At 61.9% G+C, this 22,986-nt stretch carries 22 protein-coding genes and 1 riboswitch; of the genes, 17 read left to right on the top strand and 5 right to left on the bottom strand.

Annotated features, from left to right (window positions below; all coding sequences use genetic code 11):
- Positions 1-6 precede the first annotated feature (6 nt).
- The 6 genes from HX821_RS13800 (at position 7) to HX821_RS13825 (ending at position 6,896) form a co-directional block, all read left to right on the top strand.
- Positions 7-603 carry a tRNA-uridine aminocarboxypropyltransferase gene (locus HX821_RS13800; protein ID WP_177035908.1) on the top strand — a complete coding sequence of 199 codons (597 nt, stop codon included), beginning with the start codon at positions 7-9 and terminating at the stop codon, positions 601-603.
- Positions 604-703: 100 nt separating this feature from the next.
- Positions 704-1,606, top strand: coding sequence for a cysteine synthase CysM (gene cysM / locus HX821_RS13805; protein ID WP_003210736.1), 903 nt, complete (start codon positions 704-706; stop codon positions 1,604-1,606).
- Positions 1,606-2,958: a 23S rRNA (uracil(1939)-C(5))-methyltransferase RlmD gene (gene rlmD / locus HX821_RS13810; protein WP_008438175.1), complete on the top strand. Its 1,353-nt coding sequence runs from the start codon at positions 1,606-1,608 to the stop codon at positions 2,956-2,958. Before cysM ends, rlmD begins: the two co-directional genes overlap by 1 nt.
- A gap of 136 nt (positions 2,959-3,094) precedes the next feature.
- On the top strand, positions 3,095-5,338 hold the full coding sequence (gene relA / locus HX821_RS13815) for a GTP diphosphokinase (protein ID WP_008438176.1): 2,244 nt from the start codon (positions 3,095-3,097) through the stop codon (positions 5,336-5,338).
- Between the two features lie 153 nt (positions 5,339-5,491).
- A complete protein-coding gene (mazG, locus tag HX821_RS13820; protein WP_008438185.1) occupies positions 5,492-6,325 on the top strand; it encodes a nucleoside triphosphate pyrophosphohydrolase in 834 nt (277 codons plus the stop codon).
- 25 nt (positions 6,326-6,350) lie between these two features.
- The gene (locus HX821_RS13825; protein WP_003210740.1) at positions 6,351-6,896 is read left to right on the top strand and encodes a DUF2058 domain-containing protein; all 546 of its coding nucleotides are present in this window, start codon (positions 6,351-6,353) and stop codon (positions 6,894-6,896) included.
- Between the two features lie 170 nt (positions 6,897-7,066).
- Here HX821_RS13825 and HX821_RS13830 read toward each other — a convergent pair whose 3' ends face one another.
- From HX821_RS13830 to purM, 4 genes are all read right to left on the bottom strand, one after another.
- Positions 7,067-7,255 (bottom strand): hypothetical protein, encoded by a 189-nt coding sequence (locus tag HX821_RS13830; RefSeq protein ID WP_003210741.1) that lies wholly within the window; start codon positions 7,253-7,255, stop codon positions 7,067-7,069.
- Between the two features lie 253 nt (positions 7,256-7,508).
- Positions 7,509-8,222 (bottom strand): DUF3108 domain-containing protein, encoded by a 714-nt coding sequence (locus HX821_RS13835; protein WP_003210742.1) that lies wholly within the window; start codon positions 8,220-8,222, stop codon positions 7,509-7,511.
- Between the two features lie 8 nt (positions 8,223-8,230).
- A complete protein-coding gene (purN, locus tag HX821_RS13840; protein ID WP_087694819.1) occupies positions 8,231-8,881 on the bottom strand; it encodes a phosphoribosylglycinamide formyltransferase in 651 nt (216 codons plus the stop codon).
- The gene (purM, locus tag HX821_RS13845; RefSeq protein WP_003210744.1) at positions 8,881-9,939 is read right to left on the bottom strand and encodes a phosphoribosylformylglycinamidine cyclo-ligase; all 1,059 of its coding nucleotides are present in this window, start codon (positions 9,937-9,939) and stop codon (positions 8,881-8,883) included. The genes purN and purM overlap by 1 nt, the downstream gene beginning before the upstream one ends.
- A gap of 359 nt (positions 9,940-10,298) precedes the next feature.
- Here purM and HX821_RS13850 point away from each other — a divergent pair, with 359 nt between their 5' ends.
- The 5 genes from HX821_RS13850 (at position 10,299) to HX821_RS13870 (ending at position 14,918) form a co-directional block, all read left to right on the top strand.
- On the top strand, positions 10,299-11,339 hold the full coding sequence (locus HX821_RS13850) for a DUF2066 domain-containing protein (RefSeq protein ID WP_003210745.1): 1,041 nt from the start codon (positions 10,299-10,301) through the stop codon (positions 11,337-11,339).
- Between the two features lie 53 nt (positions 11,340-11,392).
- Positions 11,393-12,466, top strand: a complete 1,074-nt coding sequence (locus HX821_RS13855; RefSeq protein ID WP_003210746.1) for an AI-2E family transporter — start codon at positions 11,393-11,395, stop codon at positions 12,464-12,466.
- A 217-nt stretch (positions 12,467-12,683) separates the two neighbouring features.
- Complete coding sequence (gene hda, locus HX821_RS13860; RefSeq protein ID WP_003210747.1) at positions 12,684-13,388, top strand: DnaA regulatory inactivator Hda; 705 nt, start codon at positions 12,684-12,686, stop codon at positions 13,386-13,388.
- Between the two features lie 213 nt (positions 13,389-13,601).
- Positions 13,602-14,231 (top strand): C40 family peptidase, encoded by a 630-nt coding sequence (locus HX821_RS13865; RefSeq protein ID WP_003210748.1) that lies wholly within the window; start codon positions 13,602-13,604, stop codon positions 14,229-14,231.
- A gap of 144 nt (positions 14,232-14,375) precedes the next feature.
- Entirely contained in the window at positions 14,376-14,918 is a 543-nt protein-coding gene (locus HX821_RS13870; protein ID WP_003210749.1) for a C40 family peptidase, read from the top strand.
- A 133-nt stretch (positions 14,919-15,051) separates the two neighbouring features.
- Here HX821_RS13870 and HX821_RS13875 read toward each other — a convergent pair whose 3' ends face one another.
- Complete coding sequence (locus HX821_RS13875) at positions 15,052-16,365, bottom strand: sorbosone dehydrogenase family protein (RefSeq protein WP_177035909.1); 1,314 nt, start codon at positions 16,363-16,365, stop codon at positions 15,052-15,054.
- 99 nt (positions 16,366-16,464) lie between these two features.
- Positions 16,465-16,702: riboswitch (cobalamin riboswitch) on the top strand.
- A 79-nt stretch (positions 16,703-16,781) separates the two neighbouring features.
- Between HX821_RS13875 and cobO the strand changes: the two genes are divergently transcribed.
- Genes cobO through HX821_RS13905 form a run of 6 tightly spaced genes read left to right on the top strand, consistent with a single transcriptional unit; the run spans position 16,782 to position 22,763 of the window.
- Positions 16,782-17,393 (top strand): cob(I)yrinic acid a,c-diamide adenosyltransferase, encoded by a 612-nt coding sequence (gene cobO / locus HX821_RS13880; protein WP_003210751.1) that lies wholly within the window; start codon positions 16,782-16,784, stop codon positions 17,391-17,393.
- Positions 17,390-18,781 (top strand): cobyrinate a,c-diamide synthase, encoded by a 1,392-nt coding sequence (locus tag HX821_RS13885; protein ID WP_043225537.1) that lies wholly within the window; start codon positions 17,390-17,392, stop codon positions 18,779-18,781. Before cobO ends, HX821_RS13885 begins: the two co-directional genes overlap by 4 nt.
- A complete protein-coding gene (bluB, locus tag HX821_RS13890) occupies positions 18,778-19,428 on the top strand; it encodes a 5,6-dimethylbenzimidazole synthase (protein ID WP_003210753.1) in 651 nt (216 codons plus the stop codon). The genes HX821_RS13885 and bluB overlap by 4 nt, the downstream gene beginning before the upstream one ends.
- Positions 19,425-20,333 carry an adenosylcobinamide-phosphate synthase CbiB gene (gene cbiB / locus HX821_RS13895; RefSeq protein WP_087694822.1) on the top strand — a complete coding sequence of 303 codons (909 nt, stop codon included), beginning with the start codon at positions 19,425-19,427 and terminating at the stop codon, positions 20,331-20,333. The genes bluB and cbiB overlap by 4 nt, the downstream gene beginning before the upstream one ends.
- The gene (cobD, locus tag HX821_RS13900) at positions 20,326-21,315 is read left to right on the top strand and encodes a threonine-phosphate decarboxylase CobD (protein WP_003210755.1); all 990 of its coding nucleotides are present in this window, start codon (positions 20,326-20,328) and stop codon (positions 21,313-21,315) included. The genes cbiB and cobD overlap by 8 nt, the downstream gene beginning before the upstream one ends.
- Entirely contained in the window at positions 21,312-22,763 is a 1,452-nt protein-coding gene (locus HX821_RS13905) for a cobyric acid synthase (RefSeq protein WP_177035910.1), read from the top strand. The genes cobD and HX821_RS13905 overlap by 4 nt, the downstream gene beginning before the upstream one ends.
- Positions 22,764-22,986 lie beyond the last annotated feature (223 nt).

Consider the following 22,986-nt stretch of genomic DNA (forward strand, 5'->3'; position numbering starts at 1 on the left):
AAACCCATGTCCAGACCCCAATGCTCCCGCTGCCTGCGGCCCACCACTCACTGCCTGTGCGCGCTGATTCCCCGGCTGGATAGCCGAACCCGGGTGTTGCTGTTGCAGCATCCGAGTGAGGTCAATCACGCCTTGAATACCGCGCGGTTGGCGGCGCTGGGCTTGGTGAATGCGCAGTTGGTGGTGGGGGAGGTGTTTGAGGATTTGCAGGCGTTGTTGAATCCGCCGGGTTATCAGGCGCGTCTGTTGTTTCCGGACGAAAATGCCCAACCCTTGCAGGCCTATACGCCATCCGACGAACCGTTGCTGCTGGTGGTGCCGGACGGTACCTGGCGCAAGGCGCGCAAGTTGCTGCACCTCAATCCTTTATTGGCGGCGCTGCCTCGGGTGACGCTGGCGGAAGGCGCCGTGTCCCGTTATCGGCTGCGCAAGGCACCGGGGCCCGGGGCGTTGTCGACGGTGGAGGCCATCGTGCAGGCGTTGCAGGTGCTTGAAGCGCCCACCTCATTTGAGTCGCTGCTGAAACCGTTCGAGGCATTGATCGAAGGACAGATTGCCGCGATGGGCGATGAAGTGTTCCAGAGAAACCACGGCCCCGCCTGACTTATTCCATTAAGCGATAAGCACCACACTTTGCGTGATATGGCCCGCAAGCCTTTCCCGGTATGATAGTCGCCCCCGCAGTCTGGATTGCGAATACGCCATGACCTTGCAGTACCCCACCATCGCCGATTGCGTCGGCAACACCCCGCTGGTCCGCTTGCAGCGCCTGCCGGGCAACACCAGCAATACCTTGTTGCTCAAGCTCGAAGGGAACAACCCGGCCGGCTCGGTCAAGGACCGCCCGGCGTTGTCGATGATCACCCGCGCCGAGTTGCGTGGGCAGATCAAGCCCGGCGACACCCTGATCGAAGCCACCTCCGGTAACACCGGGATTGCCCTGGCCATGGCCGCGGCGATCAAGGGCTACAAGATGGTCCTGATCATGCCCGACAACGGCAGCGCCGAGCGCAAGGCGGCGATGACCGCCTACGGCGCCGAGTTGATCCTGGTCACCCAGGAAGAAGGCATGGAAGGTGCCCGCGACCTCGCCGAGCGTATGGCTGCCGAAGGCCGTGGCCTGGTGCTGGACCAGTTCGCCAACGGCGACAACCCCGAGGCGCACTACACCACCACTGGCCCGGAAATCTGGCGCCAGACCCAGGGCACCATCACTCACTTCGTGAGTTCGATGGGCACCACCGGCACTATCATGGGCAACTCGCGCTACCTCAAGGAGCAGAATCCCGAGATCCAGATCGTCGGCCTGCAACCGATGGAAGGCGCAGCGATCCCGGGGATCCGTCGTTGGCCCGAAGAGTACTTGCCGAAGATCTACAACGCGGCTCGCGTCGATCGCATCATCGACATGGCCCAGCGTGAAGCCGAAGACACCACCCGCCGCCTGGCCCGTGAAGAAGGGATCTTCTGCGGCGTGTCGTCCGGTGGCGCGGTGGCTGGGATGTTGCGCTTGTCCCAGGAGTTGGAAAACGCGGTGATCGTCGCGATCATCTGTGACCGTGGCGACCGTTACCTGTCGACCGGCATTTTCGACGCGCCCAACTGATGGCCAAGCACGAGAGAGGCCTGCGCTTCCAACCGACGGGCGGCAGCCGGGCCCCACAGATTCCCGTAGGCAAGAAGCAGCGCCTGACCATCGAGCGCCTGGCCAACGACGGCCGTGGCATTGTGTTCTTTGAAGGCCGCACCTGGTTTGTCGTGGGTGCGCTGGCCGGCGAAGAGGTGGAAGCGCGGGTGTTGGGCGCCCACGGCAAAGTGGTCGAGGCGCGCACCGAGCGCGTATTTACCGCCAGCGAACTGCGCCGTCCGGCACCCTGTGTCCACGCCGGCCGTTGCGGCGGTTGCAGCCTGCAACACTTGCCCCATGACGAACAACTCGCCCTGAAACAGCGCATGCTCGCCGAGCAATTATCCCGTGTGGCAGGTGTCGAACCCCAGGAGTGGGCCGCGCCTTTGAGCGGGCCGGAATTCGGCTATCGTCGCCGCGCCCGCGTGGCCGTGCGCTGGGATGCCAAGGCGAAGAAACTCGAGGTCGGCTTTCGTGCCGTGGCCAGCCAGGACATCGTCGCCATCGACGATTGCCCGGTGCTGGTACAGGCCTTGCAACCGATCATGCAGCGTTTGCCCAACATGCTGCGGCGCTTGAGCAAGCCTCAGGCATTGGGGCATGTGGAATTATTCAGTGGTTCGTCGATTGCCGTGTTGTTGCGACACATGGCGCCCTTGTCCGAAGCGGACCTGACGATCCTGCAGGAATTTTGCACGTTCCATGAAGCCCAACTGTGGCTGCATGGCGAGGGCCAGCCGCAACCGGTCGAACCAGACCAGGCCTTGGGCTATCGTCTGGAACCGTGGGATTTGCAGTTGGCGTACCGCCCGGGAGACTTTGTGCAGGTCAACGCCGGGGTCAACCAGGCGATGGTCGCCCAGGCGCTGGATTGGCTGGCGCCAAAGCCCGACGAGCGGGTGCTGGATTTGTTTTGTGGCTTGGGCAACTTCGCCTTGCCGCTGGCCCGCCAAGTGCGGGAAGTGGTGGCGGTGGAAGGCGTGCAGGCCATGGTGGACCGGGCGGCACAGAATGCCGTCAGCAATAATTTGCATAATGTTCAGTTTTTTCAGGCCGATTTGTCCCAGCCTTTGACCGACGCGGAATGGGCCAAACAGGGCTTTTCTGCGGTACTCTTGGACCCACCCCGCGATGGTGCCCTGGAGGTTGTGCGCAAGCTCGCTACCCTGGGGGCTGATCGCCTGGTGTATGTGTCCTGCAATCCGGCAACGCTGGCGCGGGACACGGTCGAGTTGGTCAAGCAAGGCTACCGGCTAAAACGTGCCGGGATCCTCGACATGTTTCCCCAGACGGCCCATGTCGAGGCCATGGCGTTATTTGAAGCGGGCTAGGATGCCCGTTTAATCCGACTGGCCTGCATCTCCTGGGCCTGTGACCTGCCAGGGAGCGTGCACAAGCTTTTTTTGTAAAGCAGGTCAGCGATGATTTTGACGCACTAAAAGGTGCGTCGTAGGGAAGGTAAGCAAGATGGTACAGGTGAGAGCACACCAGCCGATCAACACCGACGGCAGTATCAATCTCGAGGCATGGCTGGATCATGCCATCAGTGTCGACCCGGCACTGGACCGTGAAGCCTTGAAAGCAGCCTGCGAGTTCGCTCGTGAGTCTGAACAGCAAGACAATGCGGCGAAGAACCTGTGGGCCGAAGGCACTTCAAGCTTTCGCACCGGGTTGGAAATCGCCGAGATCCTCGCCGATCTCAAGCTCGATCAGGATTCGCTGATCGCGGCGGTGCTGTATCGCGGCGTGCGCGAAGGGCACATTCAGCTGCCCACCATCAGCCAGCGTTTCGGCACCGTGGTGGCCAAGCTGATCGACGGCGTGCTGCGCATGGCGGCGATCAGTGCCAGCCTCAGCCCGCGCCAGTCGATGGTGCTGGGCACCCAGGGCCAGGTGGAAAACCTGCGCAAGATGCTGGTGGCGATGGTCGACGACGTGCGCGTCGCCTTGATCAAGCTGGCCGAGCGTACCTGCGCGATTCGGGCGGTGAAAACCGCCGACGACGAAAAGCGCAACCGCGTCGCCCGCGAGGTGTTCGACATCTACGCGCCGCTCGCCCACCGCCTGGGCATCGGCCATATCAAGTGGGAACTGGAGGACTTGTCCTTCCGTTACCTCGAACCCGATCAATACAAACAGATTGCCACGCTGCTCCATGAGCGGCGGCTGGACCGTGAGCGCTTTATCGCCGACGTGATGAGCCAGTTACGCACGGAATTGCAGGCCACCGGCGTTGAAGCCGACATCAGCGGCCGGGCCAAACACATCTATTCCATCTGGCGCAAAATGCAGCGCAAGGGCCTGGCCTTCAGCCAGATCTACGACGTGCGCGCCGTGCGTGTGCTGGTGCCGGAAATGCGCGACTGCTACACCGCGCTGGGTATCGTGCACACGCTGTGGCGGCACATCCCCAAGGAATTCGACGACTACATCGCCAACCCCAAGGAAAACGGTTACCGCTCATTGCACACGGCAGTGATCGGCCCCGAGGGCAAGGTGCTGGAAGTACAGATCCGCACCCACGCGATGCACGAAGAGGCGGAGCTGGGCGTATGCGCTCACTGGCGCTACAAGGGCACCGACGTCAAGGCCGGGTCGAACCAGTACGAAGAGAAAATCTCCTGGTTGCGCCAGGTGCTGGAGTGGCACGAAGAGCTGGGCGACATCGGCGGTTTGGCCGACCAGCTGCGGGTGGATATCGAACCTGACCGGGTCTACATCTTCACCCCCGACGGCCACGCGATCGACCTGCCCAAGGGCGCCACACCGCTGGATTTTGCGTACCGGGTGCACACCGAGATTGGCCACAACTGCCGTGGCGCCAAGATCAACGGGCGCATCGTGCCGCTCAACTACAGCCTGCAGACCGGTGAACAGGTCGAGATCATTACCAGCAAGCACGGTACGCCGAGCCGCGACTGGCTGAACCCGAACCTGGGCTACATCACCACGTCCAGGGCGCGGGCGAAGATCGTCCACTGGTTCAAATTGCAGGCGCGCGACCAGAACGTCGCCGCCGGCAAGACCTTGCTCGAGCGCGAATTGGCACGCCTGGGCCTGCCGCAGGTGGACTTCGACAAGCTGGCCGAAAAGGCCAACATGAAGATCGCCGAAGACATGTTCGCCGCCCTCGGTGCCGGCGATCTGCGCCTGGCGCAGTTGGTCAACCTGGCCCAGCAACTGGTTGAGCCGGAGCGGGGCAGCGAGCAGCTGGAACTGATTCCACGCAAGGCCACCGGCTACAAGCCGGGCAAGCGCGGCGATATCCAGATCCAGGGCGTCGGCAACCTGATGACGCAAATGGCCGGCTGCTGCCAGCCATTGCCGGGCGACGCCATCGTCGGTTACATCACTCAGGGCCGCGGGGTGAGCATTCACCGCCAGGACTGTGCCTCGGTGTTGCAACTGGGCGGGCGCGAGCCGGAGCGGATCATCCAGGTCAGTTGGGGCCCGGTGCCGGTGTTGACCTATCCGGTGGACATCATCATTCGTGCCTACGACCGTTCCGGGCTGCTGCGTGATGTGTCGCAGGTGCTGCTCAATGAGCGGATCAACGTGCTGGCGGTCAACACCCGCTCGAACAAAGAGGACAACACGGCGCTGATGTCCCTGACCATCGAGATTCCGGGGCTGGACGCGTTGGGTCGGTTGCTGGGGCGTATTTCCCAGTTGCCGAACATCATTGAGACCCGGCGTAATCGCACGCCATGAGTAGCTGGATGAGCGCGGACTGAAATGTGGGAGCGGGCTTGCTCGCGAAGGCGATGTGTCTGTCAAATATCAGGCAACTGACACGACGCCTTCGCGAGCAAGCCCGCTCCCACATTTGATCCTCAGCGTTCCCACTTCTGCGGAAAGAGACTGATGTATTCACTTGAAGACCTGCTGCACCTGATGAACCGCCTGCGCGACCCGCAATACGGTTGCCCGTGGGACATCAAGCAAACCTACGCCACCATCGTCCCCCACACCCTGGAAGAAGCCTACGAAGTCGCTGATGCGATCGAGCGCGGGGATTTTGATCACCTGCAAGGTGAGTTGGGCGACCTGTTGTTCCAGGTGGTGTATTACAGCCAGCTGGCGCGGGAAGAAGGGCGCTTCGAATTCGCCGGGGTGATCGACAGCATTACCCGCAAGTTGATTCGCCGTCACCCGCATGTGTTTCCCACGGGAGACTTGTACGCGCCGCTGGATATTCCGCAGCTGAGCGAGGAGCAGGTCAAGCAGCGTTGGGAAGAAATAAAGGCCGAGGAGCGTGCGGAAAAGTCCGACGTCCCACAGCAGTTATCCCTGCTGGATGATGTGCCCACGGCCTTGCCGGCGCTTTCCCGCGCAGCCAAATTGCAAAAGCGTGCCGGGCAGGTGGGTTTCGACTGGCCGGCCGCGTTGCCCGTGGTGGATAACGTGCGCGAAGAGCTGGATGAAGTGCTCGAAGCCATGGCCGATAACGACCCGGCAGCCATCGCCGATGAAGTAGGTGACCTGCTGTTTGCGGCGGTCAACCTGGCCCGTCACCTCCAGGTCGATCCGGAAGCAGCCTTGCGTTTAGCCAACGCTAAATTCGAACGACGTTTCCGATTTATCGAACAGGCATTGCGCGAGACCCACCGTCCCATAGAAGATTGCACCCTCGAAGAGTTGGACGCCCTGTGGGGCGAAGCCAAACGCCAGGAAAAGAATCTGTCCAGCTGCGGCTGAGCCGTTGCCCAAGTGAGTAAGCACCATGAGCATTTCCCTTCGCGACCAGTTGCTCAAAGCAGGCCTGGTCAACCAAAAGCAGGCCAAGCAGGTCGGCAAAGAGAAACAGAAACAGCAGCGCCTGGTGCATAAAGGCCAGGCCGAAGCGGACGATAGCCAGGCGCGCCTGGCCATCCAGGCGCATGCCGAAAAGGTCAAGCGCGACCAGGAGCTGAACCGTCAGCAGCAGGAAAAAGCCGAGGCTAAGGCCCGCGTTGCGCAGGTCAAGCAATTGATCGAAACCTCGCGCCTGCCCAAGCTGACCACCGAGGACTACTACAACTTCGTGGACGACAAGAAGGTCAAGCGCCTGTCGGTCAACACGCTGATGCGTAACAAGCTGAGCAACGGCTCCCTGGCGATCGTGCACCACGGTGGCGGTTACGAGGTGATCCCGCGCGAAGCCGCGCTGAAGATCCAGGAGCGGGCGCCAGAGCGCATCGTCCAGATGAACGTGCTGACCGAAAGCCAGGTGCCGGATGAGGATGATCCGTACGCCGCCTACCAGATCCCTGATGACCTGATGTGGTAATGCGTTAGAAACACACATTGTGGCGAGGGAGCTTGCTCCCGCTGGGGCGCGAAGCGCCCCCAAAATCCCAACCCCCAACCCCCAAAACACAAACCCCGCTCAAAAGGCGGGGTTTGTGTTTATAGACACTCCAGCTGCGTGGGGCTGGTTATCTACAGGATTTCAGAGTTTCAGGAGCTTTGCGCCTGGCGTTTCATCTCAAGGGTCTCGAGCTCGTTTTTATAATTATGAGCTTCGGCCTCGTCGTGAAACATGCCGACCAGCAGGTCTTGCTGGTGTACATCCCAGATGTGAATCCCGTGGGCTACTGCTTCATGGGACATATGTTCATCGTCGCGTTCAGTTACTTTTACAGTCATCTGCTTGCTCCAATCTCTGGTTGATCTGCGGCAAGGCGTCGCAGGCCTTTGTTATATGATTTGTTAGCTTGCTAAGTAAATAACCAGGAATTGCAACACACCTTTACAGAAACTGGAGTAATCCCGCGAGCCCACGGAAACCGCGACATTGCGTCGCAGGGCGCTGAGTTTTATGACAAAAGTTTCATGTTGGCGTCAGGCGACAGGCGAAAAAAAGCCCCGCGTACGCGAGGCTCTTTCATTGCGCAGAGGATCAGCTGCCTTTGACAGCCTTGCCGTCAACGGTACCGTCTTGCAGCATGATGTTGTATTCCTTGCCGTCAGTCTCGACCTGGCGCAGGGCAACCAGGATGCCGCCCCAGTCCTTGGCAAACCACATTTGGGTAATGCGCTTGCTTTGAGTCGGGTCACGCACGCGCTCGACCTTGATCGCATCGATGGAGCCGGCTTTGGTCTGGACCTTTTCCGGGCCGATCACGCGGAAGTCGTAGGTATCGACATCAGTGCCTTCGACGACGTTGTAGCTCATGCTTTTCTTGCCTGCTGCCACATCGCGCTGCAATGCCAGCTGGTAGGTCGACTTGTCGAGCATGCCGCTTTGAAGGGCCACGTTGACCGGGTCCTTGTTTTCAAAGCCGGTGACTTTCTTGGCCGTCTGATCGAAGTCGAGGTTGATCTTCTTCGTCTTGCCCAGGCCACCGCGTTCGAAGGTGTAGCTCACCGGTTGCAGGGCGTCTTTGTCGAAGCGGATCACGCTGGTTTCAGTCAGGCTGGCGATCATCATGGAAGCCTTGAAATTCAAGGTCCAGCTGCCGTTGTCATTCTTGGTTAGGCTGCGTTCTGCCGAACCACTCATGGGCAACTGTTTCCAGTCGGCGGTGTAGCTGGCGGAGAAAGGGTGAAGGTCTGCCGCTTGCACGGCAGGCAAGGCGAACAGCGCAAAAGCGAAGAGCAGGGCGCGACGCATAAAGTCTCCTAGGTTCGAATCAAGTGGCCGCTGGCCGCAAGTAACTGACCGTCCAATAATGCACCGTGGTCGCCAAGAATCAACCGTCCCTCAGCGAACCAGCGAACAGCCAGCGGGTAAATCCTGTGTTCCTGGGCGTGAACCCGTTGCGCAAGCGTCTGCGCAGAGTCCGCAGACTCTACCGGAACTACTGCCTGTACGACCAGAGGCCCGCCATCGAGTTCCTCGGTGACAAAGTGCACGCTGCAGCCGTGCTCGGTGTCGCCGGCCTCCAGGGCACGCTGGTGGGTGTGTAACCCTTTGTATTTTGGCAGCAGGGACGGGTGGATATTCAGCAGACGCCCGTTGTAGTGACGCACGAAGTCAGCGCTGAGAATGCGCATGAAGCCGGCCAGTACCACGAGTTTGGGGTTGAAGGCGTCGATCAGTTCGATCAAGGCGCTGTCGAAGGCCTCGCGGCCTTCGAAAGCCTTGTGATCCAGGGAGCGGGTGTCGATACCTGCGTCCCTGGCGCGTTGCAGGCCGTAGGCGTCGCTGCGGTTGGAAATCACCGCAGCGATGCGCACCGGGCTGTCGCCGGCGCGCGTGCTGTCGATCAGGGCCTGCAAGTTACTGCCGGTGCCGGAGAGCAGCACCACGACATCACAGGTTGCAGGCATCAGTGCGCCTTAAGGTTCTTCAGTTCAACCTGAGCCGCGCCTTCAGGGGCGGTAGCGATCTGGCCGATGACCCAAGGCTGTTCGCCGGCTTCACGCAATACGTTCAGCGCGCTTTCAACGTGCTCTTGAGCCACGCAGATGACCATGCCCACGCCGCAGTTCAGCACGCGGTGCATCTCGGTTTCGTTGACGTTGCCTTTCTCTTGCAGCCAGTCGAAGACTGCCGGGCGCTGCCAGCTGGCCACGTCGACAATCGCCTGGGCGCCTTCAGGCAGTACGCGCGGGATGTTGTCCAGCAGGCCGCCACCGGTGATGTGGGCCATGGCCTTGACCGCGCCGGTGTCCTTGATCAGCTTGAGCAACGGCTTCACGTAGATGCGGGTCGGGGCCATCAGCAGGTCGGTCAAGGGCTTGCCGTCGAGCTGGATGGTTTCGATGTCGGCGCCGGACACTTCGATGATCTTGCGGATCAGCGAGTAGCCGTTGGAGTGCGGGCCGGACGATGGTAGGGCCAGCAGGGCGTCACCGGCAGCCACCTTGGAACCGTCGATGATTTCGGATTTTTCGACAACGCCGACGCAGAAACCGGCCAGGTCGTAGTCTTCGCCTTCGTACATGCCTGGCATTTCAGCGGTTTCGCCGCCGACCAGGGAGCAGCCGGACAGTTCGCAGCCAGCGCCAATGCCGGTGACCACCTGGGTAGCGGTCTCGACGTTGAGCTTGCCGGTGGCATAGTAGTCAAGGAAGAACAGCGGCTCGGCGCCGCACACCACCAGGTCGTTCACGCACATGGCAACCAGGTCGATGCCGATGCTGTCGTGCTTGTTCAGGTTCAGTGCCAGGCGCAGCTTGGTGCCCACACCGTCGGTGCCGGAGACCAATACAGGCTGCTTGTAGCCGGCCGGGATCTCGCAGAGGGCGCCAAAACCGCCCAGGCCGCCCATGACTTCGGGGCGCGCAGTGCGCTTGGCGACGCTCTTGATGCGTTCGACCAATGCTTCACCGGCGTCGATGTCTACACCGGCGTCCTTGTAGCTCAGGGAGGGTTGCTTGCTCATGATCCAGGCCTTTAGGGGGGATTCAGGGGTAACGACCGAATGCGGCGGGTGTACCGAAACCTGAAGTTTCAGCACGGCCTGCCATTGACGGTCTGCGAAGGCGCGCGATTTTATCAGGCTTGAGGGGCAGCGGCCATCCTCGGGCCGACGGGCAGGGGCAATAGCTGTTAAAAAAATCGCTAATCGAGTCGGTCACAGGCCCTATTAAGGTATAGCCTTTAACTCGCTATCGTTATGACAGTACAAAAACTTGCCGAGACCCTGTGAATGTTTTGCCGGTCGCTGTGGTCACAGCCTTGCTCAACAGTGTTCACGCGGTCTGTTCCAACCGCTTATTTGCCGTTCGGGAATCTTCTTTCATGGGTCTGAGTAAATATTTTTTTGTGGGCTGCTTGTCGTTGGTCAGCCTGGCGAGTCATGCCGAAACCCTCAATGGTCTCTATCAAGTGCTGGAGCCGGTCAGCAGTCAGTCTCCCCAGGAGCGCGACCAGGCGACCCAGCGTGCCCTGCAAACCCTGGTGATCCGCCTGACCGGCGACGCCAAGGCCGCCGATGGCCCGGGCCTGGCGGCGATCCGCAAAGACCCGCAACAAATCATCAGTCAGTATGGCTACGACGCCGGCCCGCCGGAAAGCCTGCAGGTGGATTTCGACCCGGTCAGCACCGACCGCGCGTTGCGTGGCGCGGGCCTGGCGCTGTGGGGCAGCAATCGGCCATCGATCCTCGGTTGGTGGCTGAACGACTCCGTGGAAGGCAGCAGCCTGGTCGGTGATGGCCAGGCTGTCGCCCAGCCGCTGCGCCGCGCGGCCCAGCACCGTGGTTTGCCGCTGCGTCTGCCATTGGGTGACCTGGACGAACAGATCGTCGCCACCGCCCCGAATCTTGAAAGCCCTGACGCCACACCGCTGCGCGCCGCGTCCGAGCGTTATGGGGCCGATGCCTTGCTGGCGGTGCATGCTCGCGAAGATGGCGGCCAATGGTCGGCCAAATGGCGCCTGTGGCTGGGGGATAAAAGCGAGCAGGGCACCGCCACCGGCACTGATACTGCCGCATTGGCTGACGCCGTGCTGCTGGCCGTCAGCGAACGCCTGGCACCACGCTTTGCGGTCAAGGCAGGCGCTGCCACCAGTGATCAGTTGCTGGAAGTGCAGGGCATGAATCTCGAGCATTACGCCGCCCTCGGCCATCTGCTGGAACCGTTCGGTGCCCAGCCGGTGCGCGTGGACGGCACTCGCATCGTTTATCGGGTGAATGGCAGCGCCGAGCAGCTGCGCACCCAGTTGAGCCTGGCCAAGTTGCAGGAAATCCCGGCAGGTGAAGCTCCGGCTCCGCAGCCGGTGGTAGAAGGCGCGCAACCGGCACCGGTCGAGCCGACGCCGCAGCTACGTTTTCATTGGTAAGTGTTCTTCCTTCTTATATAGAAGCAGGAAGCAAATAACAGAGGGAGTGGTTTATGGCGGATACGCGTCGTTGGGTGTGGCTTGGCGGGATTGTCCTGCTGTGCGTTTTTGTGTTCCTGCTGCATTCGATCCTGACGCCGTTCCTGGTCGCGTTACTGCTGGCCTACCTGTTCGATCCGGTGGTGGATCGCCTGGAAAAGATCGGCCTGTCACGTACCTGGGGCGTGGTGGCGGTGTTTGCGTTGTTCACCTTGATCATCACGGCGCTGGTCCTGGTGCTGGTGCCGATGTTGGCCAAGCAGTTGTTCAAGCTCTATGAGCTGGCGCCGCAGATGCTCGACTGGCTGCAACACACGGCCATGCCGTGGGCGCAGGCCAAGCTGGGGTTGGCAGACGGCTTCTGGAAGTTCGACAAGGTCAAGGCGGCCATCAGCGAGCACATGGGCCAGACCACCGACATTGTCGGCGTGGTGCTGAGCCAGGCGACGGCGTCGAGCCTGGCGCTGATTGGCTGGCTGACCAACCTGGTGCTGATCCCGGTCGTGGCGTTCTACCTGCTGCGGGACTGGGACATCATGATGGCCAAGATCCGCGGCCTGCTGCCGCGCGACCGTGAGGAGCGCATTGTCTCCCTGGCCGAGGAGTGTCATGAGGTGCTCGGCGCCTTCGTCCGTGGCCAGTTGCTGGTGATGCTGGCGCTGGGGATCATCTACGCGGCGGGGTTGATGGCGATCGGCCTGGAACTGGGGCTGTTGATCGGCCTGATCGCCGGCCTGGCAGCCATCGTGCCTTATATGGGCTTCGTGATTGGTATCGGTGCGGCGCTGGTGGCCGGGTTGTTCCAGTTCCACGGCGACCTGTACCCGATGCTCGGGATCGTCGCGGTGTTCATGGTCGGCCAGGCCCTGGAAGGCATGGTGCTGACGCCGTTGCTGGTGGGCGACCGGATCGGCCTGCATCCGGTGGCGGTGATCTTTGCGATCCTGGCGGGCGGCGAGCTGTTCGGCTTTACCGGCATCCTGCTGGCGCTGCCGGTGGCGGCGGTGATCATGGTGCTGGTGCGCCATGTGCACGACTTGTACAAGGACTCGGACATGTACGCCGGAACCGACGAACCGGAGTTATAACCGCAGCATCACAAACCCGGCTCAAGGCCGGGTTTGTCATTTATCGGCTCTGGCGTTTCGCCATTGCGTCAAACATTCCTCACCAAATCCAACAAGTTAACGCAAACCTTTGATTTTGCTTGTGGTCTGCTGCATTGTGCGCCCGGCGTCACGGGTATAAACTTTGCAAACTTTACACAGAGGTCACTAACGGTTCGATTGGAACCGTTCAGTCAGCATGAAACCGATTCAGCTGCCCCTAGGTGTGCGTCTGCGTGACGACGCCACCTTTATCAATTACTACCCAGGCGCCAATGCCGCTGCACTCGGCTATGTCGAGCGGCTCTGCGAAGCCGACGCCGGGTGGACCGAAAGCTTGATCTACCTCTGGGGCAAGCACGGCGTGGGGCGTACCCACTTGTTACAGGCCGCTTGCCTGCGCTTCGAACAGATGGGTGAACCGGCGGTGTACCTGCCGCTGGCGGAGCTGCTGGACCGCGGTATCGAGATCCTCGACAACCTCGAACAATACGAACTGGTCTGCCTGGACGATTTGCAGGCAGTGGCGGGGCGGGCAGATTGGGAAGAGGCACTGTTCCATCTGTTCAACCGCTTGCGTGACAGCGGGCGGCGCTTGTTGATTGCCGCCTCCACCTCGCCACGTGAGCTGCCGGTGAAGCTGGCGGACTTGAAGTCGCGGCTGACCCTGGCGCTGATTTTCCAGATGCGCCCGTTGTCCGACGAAGACAAACTGCGGGCCCTGCAACTGCGTGCTTCGCGCCGCGGGTTGCACCTGACCGATGAAGTCGGGCATTTTATTCTCACCCGCGGTACACGCAGCATGAGCGCACTGTTCGACTTGCTCGAACAGCTCGACCAGGCTTCCTTGCAAGCCCAGCGCAAGCTGACTATTCCCTTCCTCAAAGAAACCCTGGGCTGGTAGCCAGCCCTTTAAAACCGGGGTTTTCGGCAAATTACAGGCGCCAGAAAACCTGCGTTTGGGCCGTTTTGGCCACGCAAATGGCTGGCATAGGGTGTTAAGGGCTTAGATGTCATAGTCCAAACAAGAAGTCACATAGATCACGATTGAATTTGCAAATCGATGTGATAGAAGGCATAGTCTCGGCTTCTTTACACATCAGCCACGGTCGTGCCCATGCTAAATCGCTTCGCACCCCTCGTGCCTCTCGCACTCGTTACCCTGTTGTTTGGTTGCGCCACCCACACTCAAAACGTGGCTGAGCAGCAAAAACCAGTACAGCAGTCCCAGGCAAAATTCGTTGCGTCGCAGTCTTCCACTGTTTATCAGGAAGAGATCGCAACTGAAAAAGAACTCGCCGACTTCGCCGGCGCCAAGCCTTACCAGCTTCCCGTTCTGGCCGACAGCATTCTCGAACGCGGCATGTCCCTGATCGGTACCCGTTACCGTTTCGGCGGTACCTCTGAAGCCGGTTTCGACTGCAGCGGTTTCATCGGCTACCTGTTCCGCGAGGAAGCCGGCATGAACCTGCCGCGTTCCACCCGCGAAATGATCAACGTGGATGCACCGTTGGTCGCGCGGAACAACCTCAAGCCCGGTGATCTGCTTTTCTTTAGTACGGCTGGCCGTGGTCGTGTCAGCCACGCCGGTATCTACCTGGGCGACAACCAGTTTATCCACTCCAGCAGCCGCCGCAGCGGTGGTGTGCGAGTCGACAACCTGGGTGACAGCTACTGGAGCAAAACCTTCATCGAAGCCAAGCGCGCCCTGGCGATGGCCCCGACTACCGTTACCGCCAGCAAGTAAAGTTAAAGTGATACTTGAAGTTTGACGTGTAAGCGCTAGAATCCCTGGACATTGTTGTAAATTGATCGCGCGAGCTTTGCTTGCGCGTTCTGTTTTTCAACGTTCGGCAGCGAAAGCCGCATCCAGATCAGGATTGTTCTGCCCATGTCGACCTCGGCCCGCCTAATTCTTCTCGTTTGCGCCGCGCTGCTCAGCGCCTGCGCAAGTCGTCCTCCGCCTGCTCCCGTGGCCGTCAAGCCCAAGCCGGTGTTCAACACCTATGCCACCCAAAGTTTCTCGCCTGCGGCCGAAGACGTGCTTTTTCGTGCGCTGGGCCTGGTCGGCACGCCTTATCGTTGGGGCGGCAACACGCCGGACTCGGGGTTTGATTGCAGTGGCTTGATCGGTTTCGTCTACCGTGACGCGGCGGGCATCTCCTTGCCACGTACCACCCGCGAGCTGATCGTGATGCGCGCCCAGGACGTGAGCGAAAACAACCTGCAGACCGGCGACCTGATTTTCTTCGCCACCGGTGGCGGCTCGCAGGTCAGCCACGCCGGGATCTACGTGGGAGAAGGGCGCTTTGTGCATGCGCCGCAAACCGGCGGTACGGTGAAGCTGGACACGCTGTCCAAAGCCTATTGGCAAAACGCCTACCTGAGCGCCAAGCGTGTGTTGCCAGCCGAGCACCTGGCACGAAACCCCTAGGAAAACACGAAACCAAATGTGGGAGCGGGCTTGCTCGCGAATGCGGTGGATCAGTCGACAACAAGCTGACTGACACACTGCATTCGCGAGCAAGCCCGCTCCCACATTTGTTTTGCGGTGTTTGCGAAGCTGACTATTTAGCCGCCGACACTCGCCACACCTTGTTCCCCACGTCATCCGCCACCAGCAAATCCCCCTGCTTGTCGATCACCACGCCGACCGGGCGGCCCATGGCTTTCTCATCGCTATTGAGGAACCCGGTCAGCACATCCACCGGCTGGCCTTTGGGTTTGCCGCCTTCAAACGGCACGAAGATCACCTTGTAGCCACTGTGGGGCTTGCGGTTCCACGAACCATGCTGGCCGATAAACGCGCCATTGCTGAATTGCGCCGGTAGCTTGCTGCCGTCGGCAAAGGTTAGTCCCAAGGAGGCTGTGTGCGGGCCTACCGCGTAGTCCGGGGCAATCGCCTTGGCTACCAGTTCAGGGTTCTGCGGACTCACCCGCACATCCACGTGCTGGCCGTAATAACTGAAGGGCCAGCCATAGAACGCGCCATCCTTGACCGAGGTGATGTAGTCCGGCACCAGGTCGCTGCCGATTTCATCGCGCTCATTGACCGCCGTCCACAGCTTGCCGCTTTGCGGTTCCCAAGCCATGCCGTTGGGGTTGCGCAGGCCGGAGGCGAAGATGCGGTGCTGGCCGGTAGCACGGTCCACTTCCCAGATCGCGGCGCGGCCTTGTTCGGCTTCCAGGCCGTTTTCCGCGACGTTGCTGTTGGAGCCCACGCTGACGTACAACTTGCTGCCGTCCTGGCTGGCGACCACGTTCTTGGTCCAGTGATGGTTGATGCTGCCGCCCGGCAAGTCGGTCACCGTGGTGCCGGCTTCCTTGATCGAGGTTTCGCCTGGCTGATAGGGGAAGCGCAGCAGCTTGTCCGAATCGGCCACATACAGGTCGCTGCCCACCAGTGTCATGCCGAACGGCGAGTTCAGGTTCTCCAGGAACACCGTGCGGGTTTCGGCTATGCCGTCGTGGTCGGCGTCCCGCAGCAGGGTGATGCGGTTGGGGCTCGGCACGGCGGCCCCGGCGCGGCCCATGACTTTCTCCATCACCCAGCCACGAATACCCTTGGAATCGTCCGGCTTGGGTGGCGCATTGGTTTCTGCCACCAGCACATCGCCATTGGGCAGCACATACAGCCAGCGCGGATGGTCCAGGCCTTCGGCAAACGCCGCTACTTGAGTGCCTGCCGCCGCCGTTGGCTTGGTGTCTTCGGGCCAGCCGATGGCTGGGGCGATATTCACCGTGGGGATCAGGGTTTTATTCGGTTCCGGCAGTTTGGGCGAGGGCCCGGTGCCGTCGGACACTTGCAGGGTAGAGCTTTCGCCGCAGGCGGCGAGGGTGCCGGCGAGCATGATCAGTAGGGCAAGTCGGGTCTTGTGCATGGTTTTCTCCTTAATACCTGTAGCGGTAGAGGCGCGCAGCGGCCCGATGGTTCACGCGCATGTCCGGCTTTAATTGACGCTCCACCCCCAACCCACTAACCTTCGCGGCTTGTTTCAGGTGCTCTGTGGCGTACGCGCCGACTGAGTGAAACAGGGAAGCCGGTGAGTGAGCGCATTTTTCTACAGTGCTGCCACGATCCCGGCGCTGCCCCCGCAACGGTAAATGAGTCAAGACGGTGCCTTAAGCCACTGTATCGCCCGCGATATGGGAAGGCGCACCTTCGGCATCCAATGCCACTCATGAGCCCGGAGACCGGCCTGATCCATCCAACAGCATCACGGTGGGCGATGCTTGGCTGTCTGTATGTGTCTTTTTCCTGCCCGCCGTTTTTGTCCAGCCCCAACGGAGAGCTGCCATGACTGAATCCCCCGATCGTGACGAACGCCACCTGGCGCGCATGCTGCGCAAAAAAGCCGTGATTGACGAGCGCATTGCCAATTCACCGAACGAGTGCGGGTTGCTGCTGGTGCTTACCGGCAATGGCAAAGGCAAGAGCAGCTCGGCCTTTGGCATGCTCGCCCGGGCCATGGGCCACGGCATGCAGTGTGGCGTGGTGCAGTTCATCAAGGGCCGCAACAGCACTGGCGAAGAACTGTTCTTCCGCCGTTTCCCCGAGCAGGTGCGCTTCCACGTGATGGGCGAAGGTTTTACCTGGGAAACCCAGGACCGCGCCCGCGACATCGTGGCCGCCGAAGCCGCCTGGGCGGTCTCCCGGGAAATGCTGCAGAACCCGGCCATCGGCCTGGTGGTGCTGGATGAACTGAACATCGCCCTCAAGCACGGCTACCTCGACCTGGACCAGGTACTCAGCGACCTGCAGGCCCGCCCGCCGATGCAACACGTGCTGGTTACCGGCCGTGGCGCGAAACCCGAATTGATCGAAATGGCCGACACCGTAACTGAAATGGGCATGCTCAAGCATGCGTTCCAGGCGGGTATCAAGGCGCAGAAAGGCATCGAACTTTGAATCAGCCCCGTCACTGTCCTGCTGTGCTGATCGCCGCACCGGCGTCCGGCCAGGGCAAAACCACCGTCACCGCCGCGCTCGCCCGTTTGCACCGCAACCTGGGGCGCAAGGTGCGAGTGTTCAAATGCGGCCCGGACTTTCTCGACCCGATGATCCACGAGCGCGCCAGTGGTGCGCCGGTCTATCAATTGGACATGTGGATGGTCGGCGAGCAGGAAAGTCGCCGATTGCTGTGGGAAGCGGCGGGGGAAGCCGACCTGATCCTGATCGAAGGCGTGATGGGCCTGTTCGACGGCACGCCGTCCAGCGCCGACCTGGCGCGGCATTTTGGCGTGCCGGTACTGGCGGTCATCGATGGCACGGCCATGGCCCAGACCTTCGGTGCCCTGGCATTGGGCCTGGCGCGTTACCAGGCGGACCTGCCGTTTGCCGGCGTGCTGGCCAACCGCGTCGGCACATTGCGCCATGCGCAACTGCTTGAGGGCAGCCTCACCGAAGGCCTGCGCTGGTACGGCGCACTGTCCCGGGAAACCGGGATCGAATTGCCCAGCCGCCACCTTGGCCTGGTGCAGGCCAGCGAATTGAACGACCTCGACCTGCGCCTCGACGCCGCCGCCCAGGCCCTGGGCAGCAGCTGTGAGGTAGCGCTGCCACCGCCGGTGGAATTCGCTGCGCCCGAGGTAATCGAGGCCCAACCGTTGCTGGCCGGCGTGCGCATCGCCGTGGCCCGCGACGAAGCCTTCGCGTTTACCTACGGCGCCAGCCTCGACCTGTTGCGAGCGATGGGCGCCGAGCTGCGCTTCTTCTCGCCGATTCGTGACCGCGCATTGCCCGAAGCTGACAGCCTCTACCTGCCCGGCGGTTATCCGGAATTGCATCACCAGGCGCTGTCGGAAAATACCGCGATGCTCGACGCCATCCGCGCCCACCACGCTGCTGGCAAGCCACTGCTGGCCGAATGCGGCGGCATGCTCTATCTGCTGGACTCACTCACCGATGTCGACGGCACCCGTGCCGAACTGGTCGGCCTGCTCCAGGGCGACGCCGTGATGCAAAAGCGTCTGGCGGCACTGGCCCTGCAAAACGTCGAACTGCCCGAAGGCCTCTTGCGCGGTCACACCTACCATCACTCGCTGACCAGCACCGAGTGGCAGCCGATTGCCCGGGGCCTGAGCCCGAATGGCGGGCGCGGTGCCGAGGCGGTTTATCGTCAGGGCCGGATGACGGCGTCCTACGTGCACTTTTACTTCCCGTCCAACCCGATGGCGGTGGCTGCCTTGTTTGCGCCAAGCCTTGAGACCGCCATCGCAGGCAAGCCAGCTCCCACACTTGACCGAGTTGAAACGCAATCCAATGTGGGAGCGGGCTTGCTCGCGAAGAGGCCATGACTGACAACGCCTTTCCGGAAGCCGACCGCGAAGCCGTCTACCGCGCTATTGCCGAACGCCGCGACATGCGGCACTTCAGCGGTGGCAGCGTGGCGCCGCAATTGCTCCATCGCCTGCTGCAAGCCGCGCACCAGGCGCCGAGCGTCGGCTTGATGCAGCCCTGGCGTTTTATCCGCATCAGCGACCGCAACCTGCGCGGCCAGATCCAGCAGCTAGTGGAAGAAGAACGCGTACGCACCGCCGAGGCTCTCGGCGAGCGCTCCGACCAGTTCATGAAGCTCAAGGTCGAAGGCATCAACGACTGCGCCGAAGTGCTGGTGGCTGCCTTGATGGACGACCGCGAGCGGCATATCTTCGGGCGCCGCACCTTGCCGGAAATGGACATGGCATCGTTGTCCTGTGCGATTCAGAATCTATGGCTGGCGGCTCGTGTCGAAGGGCTGGGCATGGGCTGGGTCTCGCTGTTCGAGCCCCAGGCCCTGGCCGATCTGCTGGGCCTGCCGCCCGGTGCCAAGCCGTTGGCCGTGTTGTGCCTGGGCCCGGTGGCCGAGTTCTACCCGGCACCGATGTTGCAGCTCGAAGGCTGGACCGAACCACGGCCGCTGAGTGACATGTTGTACGAGAATGTTTGGGGAGTGAGTCAATGAGTGTGGCCTTGCTGAGTGTCGCTGCCGTGGCGCTGGATGCGCTGCTGGGCGAGCCCAGGCGCTGGCATCCGCTGGTGGCGTTCGGCAATTTTGCCGGGCGTATCGAGCAGCGTTTCAACTCCGGCGGCCGTGGCTGGCGCAGCCATGGCGTTACCGCCTGGGTGATTGCGGTGGTGCCGCTGACCCTGCTGGCCACGGCCCTCTCGTGGGCGCCTTACATCGGTTGGGTCCTGGAAATCCTCGCGCTGTATTGCGCCCTCGGCATGCGCAGCCTCGGCGAACACGTGCTGCCGGTGGCGCAAGCGTTACGCAGTGATGATCTGGACGAGGCCCGCAAGCGTGTCAGCTATCTGGTGAGCCGCCAGACCAGCGAGCTGGATCGCACCGAAGTCGCCCGTGCAGCCACCGAATCGGTGCTGGAAAACGGCAGCGACGCGGTATTTGCCGCCTTGTTCTGGTTTGTGGTCGCTGGCGTGCCCGGCGTGGTGCTCTATCGCCTGAGCAACACCCTGGATGCCATGTGGGGCTATCGCAATGAACGCTTTGAGCGTTTCGGCTGGGCCGCAGCAAAGATCGATGACGTGCTCAACTACATTCCGGCGCGCCTGGTGGCGTTGACCTACGCGCTGCTGGGCAAAACCCGCCTGGCTCTCAAATGCTGGCGCACCCAGGGCCCGACCTGGGACAGCCCCAACGCCGGCCCGGTGATGGCTGCGGGTGCCGGTGCCCTTGGCGTGGAGTTGGGCGGTGCAGCGATTTATCACGGTGAGCTGCACCAGCGCCCGCCACTGGGCGAAGGCCCGCCGGCGGATGCGGATTCCATCGAGCGTGGCTGGCAACTGGTGCAACGCGGCGTGTGGCTGTGGTTGCTGATCCTGTGTGTGGGGGCTGAGTTTTATGCTTGAGCACGGTGGCCGCTTGCGCAAGGCGGCGATGCAGTACGGCATTCCAGAAGCAGACTGGCTGGACCTGTCCAGCGGCCTGGCGCCATGGCCGTTTCCGATTCCGGAAATCCCGCTGCGGGCCTGGGCGCGCCTGCCTGAAAACGACGACGGCCTGGAGCAGGCTGCCTGTGAATATTACGGCACGCCCCACGTATTGCCGGTGGCCGGCTCCCAGGCCGCGATCCAGTTATTGCCGCGCCTGCGCCGGGCCGGCAAGGTCGGTGTGCTGTCGCCGTGTTACGCCGAACACGCAGAAGCCTGGCGTCGCGCCGGCTACATCGTGCGCGAAGTGCTGGAGCAGGAAGTCGACTTCTTCCTCGACAGCCTCGACGTGCTGGTGGTGGTCAACCCCAACAACCCCACCGGCCTGAGCCTGACGCCGCAACGCCTGCTGGACTGGCATGCTCGCCTGGCCCAACGCGGCGGCTGGCTGGTGGTGGATGAAGCCTTCATGGACATCACCCCGCAACTGAGCCTGGCGGGCCAGGCCCATCAAGTCGGCCTGATCGTGCTGCGCTCGTTCGGCAAATTCTTCGGCCTGGCCGGAGTGCGGCTGGGGTTCGTGCTGGCCGAGCGCAAGCTGCTCAAGCTGCTCGCCGAACAGGTGGGGCCGTGGGCCGTCAGCGGGCCGACGCGGGTGCTTGGGCAAGTATGCCTGCGCGATACCGCCGGCCATGCGCAACAGCGGCTGCGTTGCGAATCGGCCAGCCAGCGCCTGTTTGATGTGCTTGAACGCCACGACTTGCGGCCCCAGGGCGGCTGCGCGTTGTTCCAGTGGATGATCACGGACCGGGCTGAGCAGCTGCATGAATTCATGGCCCAGCGCGGCATTCTGCTGCGCTTGTTTGTCGACAACAGCAGCCTGCGTTTCGGCCTGCCGGATACCGAGGCCGACTGGTTGCGGCTGGAACAGGCACTGAAGGCCTACAAGGAAGCCTCATGAGTACCTTGATGGTGCAGGGCACCACCTCTGACGCCGGCAAAAGCACGCTGGTGACCGCACTCTGCCGCTGGCTGGTGCGCCAGGGCATCCCGGTGGTGCCCTTCAAGCCGCAGAACATGGCGCTCAACAGCGCCGTGACCGCCGAAGGTGGCGAGATCGGACGGGCCCAGGCGGTGCAGGCCCAGGCCGCGAACCTGGCGCCCCATACCGACATGAACCCGGTGCTGCTCAAACCCAACAGCGACACGGGCTCCCAAGTGATCATCCACGGGCGCGCCGTGACCACCATGAATGCCGTGGCTTATCACGATTACAAAGCCATCGCGATGCAAGCGGTGCTGGCCTCTCATGCGCGGTTGAGTGCGGCTTACCCGGTGGTGATGGTCGAGGGTGCGGGTTCGCCGGCCGAGATCAATCTGCGGGCGAACGACATTGCCAACATGGGCTTTGCCGAAGCGGTGGACTGCCCGGTGCTGCTGATTGCCGACATCAATCGCGGCGGGGTGTTTGCGCACCTTGTGGGCACTCTGGAATTGTTGTCACCCACCGAACAGGCGCGGGTCAAAGGCTTCATCATCAATCGCTTTCGCGGCGATATCGCGCTATTGCAGCCGGGGCTGGATTGGCTGGAAGCGCGCACGGGCAAGCCGGTGGTGGGGGTGTTGCCGTATGTGATGGACTTGCACCTGGAGGCCGAGGACGGCATCGACCAGCGCCAGATCGACAAGGCGGCGCAGGTGCTCAAGGTGGTGGTGCCGGTGTTGCCGCGGATCAGTAATCACACGGATTTTGATCCGTTGCGCTTGCACCCGCAGGTGGATTTGCAGTTTGTGGGGCCGGGGCAGGCGATTCCTGCGGCGGACCTGATTATTTTGCCGGGCTCGAAGAGTGTGCGCAGTGATTTGGCGTATTTGCGGGCCAATGGGTGGGACACGGCCGTGGCGCGGCACCTGCGTTATGGCGGGAAGGTGCTGGGGATTTGTGGTGGGTTGCAGATGCTCGGGGAGCAGGTGCATGACCCGCTGGGTTTGGAAGGGCCTTGTGGTTCTAGCGCTGGGCTGGGGTTGTTGGCGTTCAGTACGACCCTGGAGGAGGAGAAGCAGCTGCGTAACGTGCGGGGGCGGTTGTTACTGGAGGATACCGAGGTGAGTGGGTATGAGATCCACGCGGGTGTAACCAGTGGCGCTGGCTTGGTGCGGGCTGCGGTGCAGTTGGACGATGGGCGCCTGGATGGGGCTCAGAGTGAGGATGGGCAGGTTCTCGGGACCTATCTGCATGGGGTGTTTGAGACGCCGGCTGCGTGTAGTGCGTTGTTGCGGTGGGCGGGGTTGGAGGATGTGCAATCGGTGGATTATCACGGGTTGCGGGAGCGGGATATTGAGCGGTTGGCGGACTTGGTAGAGCGGCACCTGGATACCGGGTTGTTGCGTTCGTTGTGTGGGGTTTGAGTTGGTTGTAATGGACCGTGTACATATCCGTTGCTGCGGTAACGGCCGCTTATGGTTCCGCTCTTACAGCGGGTCACTTTTGGCAAACGCCCCAAAAGTAACCAAAAGGTCTTTGCCCCACCACTCGGTGCCTCGCCTAGGCTCGGCATGCCCGCACTCCGGCCCGGTTCCGCGGGCCGCCGCGACGGGCCATCCATGGCCCGGCGCGGCTAAATCGGCATCC

Source organism: Pseudomonas sp. B6001, from assembly GCF_013386015.1.
In the GTDB taxonomy this organism is placed as follows: Bacteria; Pseudomonadota; Gammaproteobacteria; order Pseudomonadales; family Pseudomonadaceae; genus Aquipseudomonas.

What these genes read in the sequence shown, in the direction of transcription:
- purN (WP_087694819.1), bottom strand. Translation starts at nt 8,881, where the DNA reads ATGCCTGCAACCTGTGATGTCGTGGTGCTGCTCTCCGGCACCGGCAGT.
- HX821_RS13825 (WP_003210740.1), top strand. Translation starts at nt 6,351, where the DNA reads ATGAGCATTTCCCTTCGCGACCAGTTGCTCAAAGCAGGCCTGGTCAAC.
- HX821_RS13800 (WP_177035908.1), top strand. Translation starts at nt 7, where the DNA reads ATGTCCAGACCCCAATGCTCCCGCTGCCTGCGGCCCACCACTCACTGC.
- HX821_RS13865 (WP_003210748.1), top strand. Translation starts at nt 13,602, where the DNA reads ATGCTAAATCGCTTCGCACCCCTCGTGCCTCTCGCACTCGTTACCCTG.
- HX821_RS13855 (WP_003210746.1), top strand. Translation starts at nt 11,393, where the DNA reads ATGGCGGATACGCGTCGTTGGGTGTGGCTTGGCGGGATTGTCCTGCTG.
- HX821_RS13835 (WP_003210742.1), bottom strand. Translation starts at nt 8,222, where the DNA reads ATGCGTCGCGCCCTGCTCTTCGCTTTTGCGCTGTTCGCCTTGCCTGCC.
- HX821_RS13875 (WP_177035909.1), bottom strand. Translation starts at nt 16,365, where the DNA reads ATGCACAAGACCCGACTTGCCCTACTGATCATGCTCGCCGGCACCCTC.
- hda (WP_003210747.1), top strand. Translation starts at nt 12,684, where the DNA reads ATGAAACCGATTCAGCTGCCCCTAGGTGTGCGTCTGCGTGACGACGCC.
- HX821_RS13850 (WP_003210745.1), top strand. Translation starts at nt 10,299, where the DNA reads ATGGGTCTGAGTAAATATTTTTTTGTGGGCTGCTTGTCGTTGGTCAGC.
- relA (WP_008438176.1), top strand. Translation starts at nt 3,095, where the DNA reads ATGGTACAGGTGAGAGCACACCAGCCGATCAACACCGACGGCAGTATC.
- HX821_RS13870 (WP_003210749.1), top strand. Translation starts at nt 14,376, where the DNA reads ATGTCGACCTCGGCCCGCCTAATTCTTCTCGTTTGCGCCGCGCTGCTC.
- mazG (WP_008438185.1), top strand. Translation starts at nt 5,492, where the DNA reads ATGTATTCACTTGAAGACCTGCTGCACCTGATGAACCGCCTGCGCGAC.
- cbiB (WP_087694822.1), top strand. Translation starts at nt 19,425, where the DNA reads ATGAGTGTGGCCTTGCTGAGTGTCGCTGCCGTGGCGCTGGATGCGCTG.
- cobO (WP_003210751.1), top strand. Translation starts at nt 16,782, where the DNA reads ATGACTGAATCCCCCGATCGTGACGAACGCCACCTGGCGCGCATGCTG.
- purM (WP_003210744.1), bottom strand. Translation starts at nt 9,939, where the DNA reads ATGAGCAAGCAACCCTCCCTGAGCTACAAGGACGCCGGTGTAGACATC.
- cysM (WP_003210736.1), top strand. Translation starts at nt 704, where the DNA reads ATGACCTTGCAGTACCCCACCATCGCCGATTGCGTCGGCAACACCCCG.
- cobD (WP_003210755.1), top strand. Translation starts at nt 20,326, where the DNA reads ATGCTTGAGCACGGTGGCCGCTTGCGCAAGGCGGCGATGCAGTACGGC.
- bluB (WP_003210753.1), top strand. Translation starts at nt 18,778, where the DNA reads ATGACTGACAACGCCTTTCCGGAAGCCGACCGCGAAGCCGTCTACCGC.
- HX821_RS13830 (WP_003210741.1), bottom strand. Translation starts at nt 7,255, where the DNA reads ATGACTGTAAAAGTAACTGAACGCGACGATGAACATATGTCCCATGAA.
- HX821_RS13905 (WP_177035910.1), top strand. Translation starts at nt 21,312, where the DNA reads ATGAGTACCTTGATGGTGCAGGGCACCACCTCTGACGCCGGCAAAAGC.
- rlmD (WP_008438175.1), top strand. Translation starts at nt 1,606, where the DNA reads ATGGCCAAGCACGAGAGAGGCCTGCGCTTCCAACCGACGGGCGGCAGC.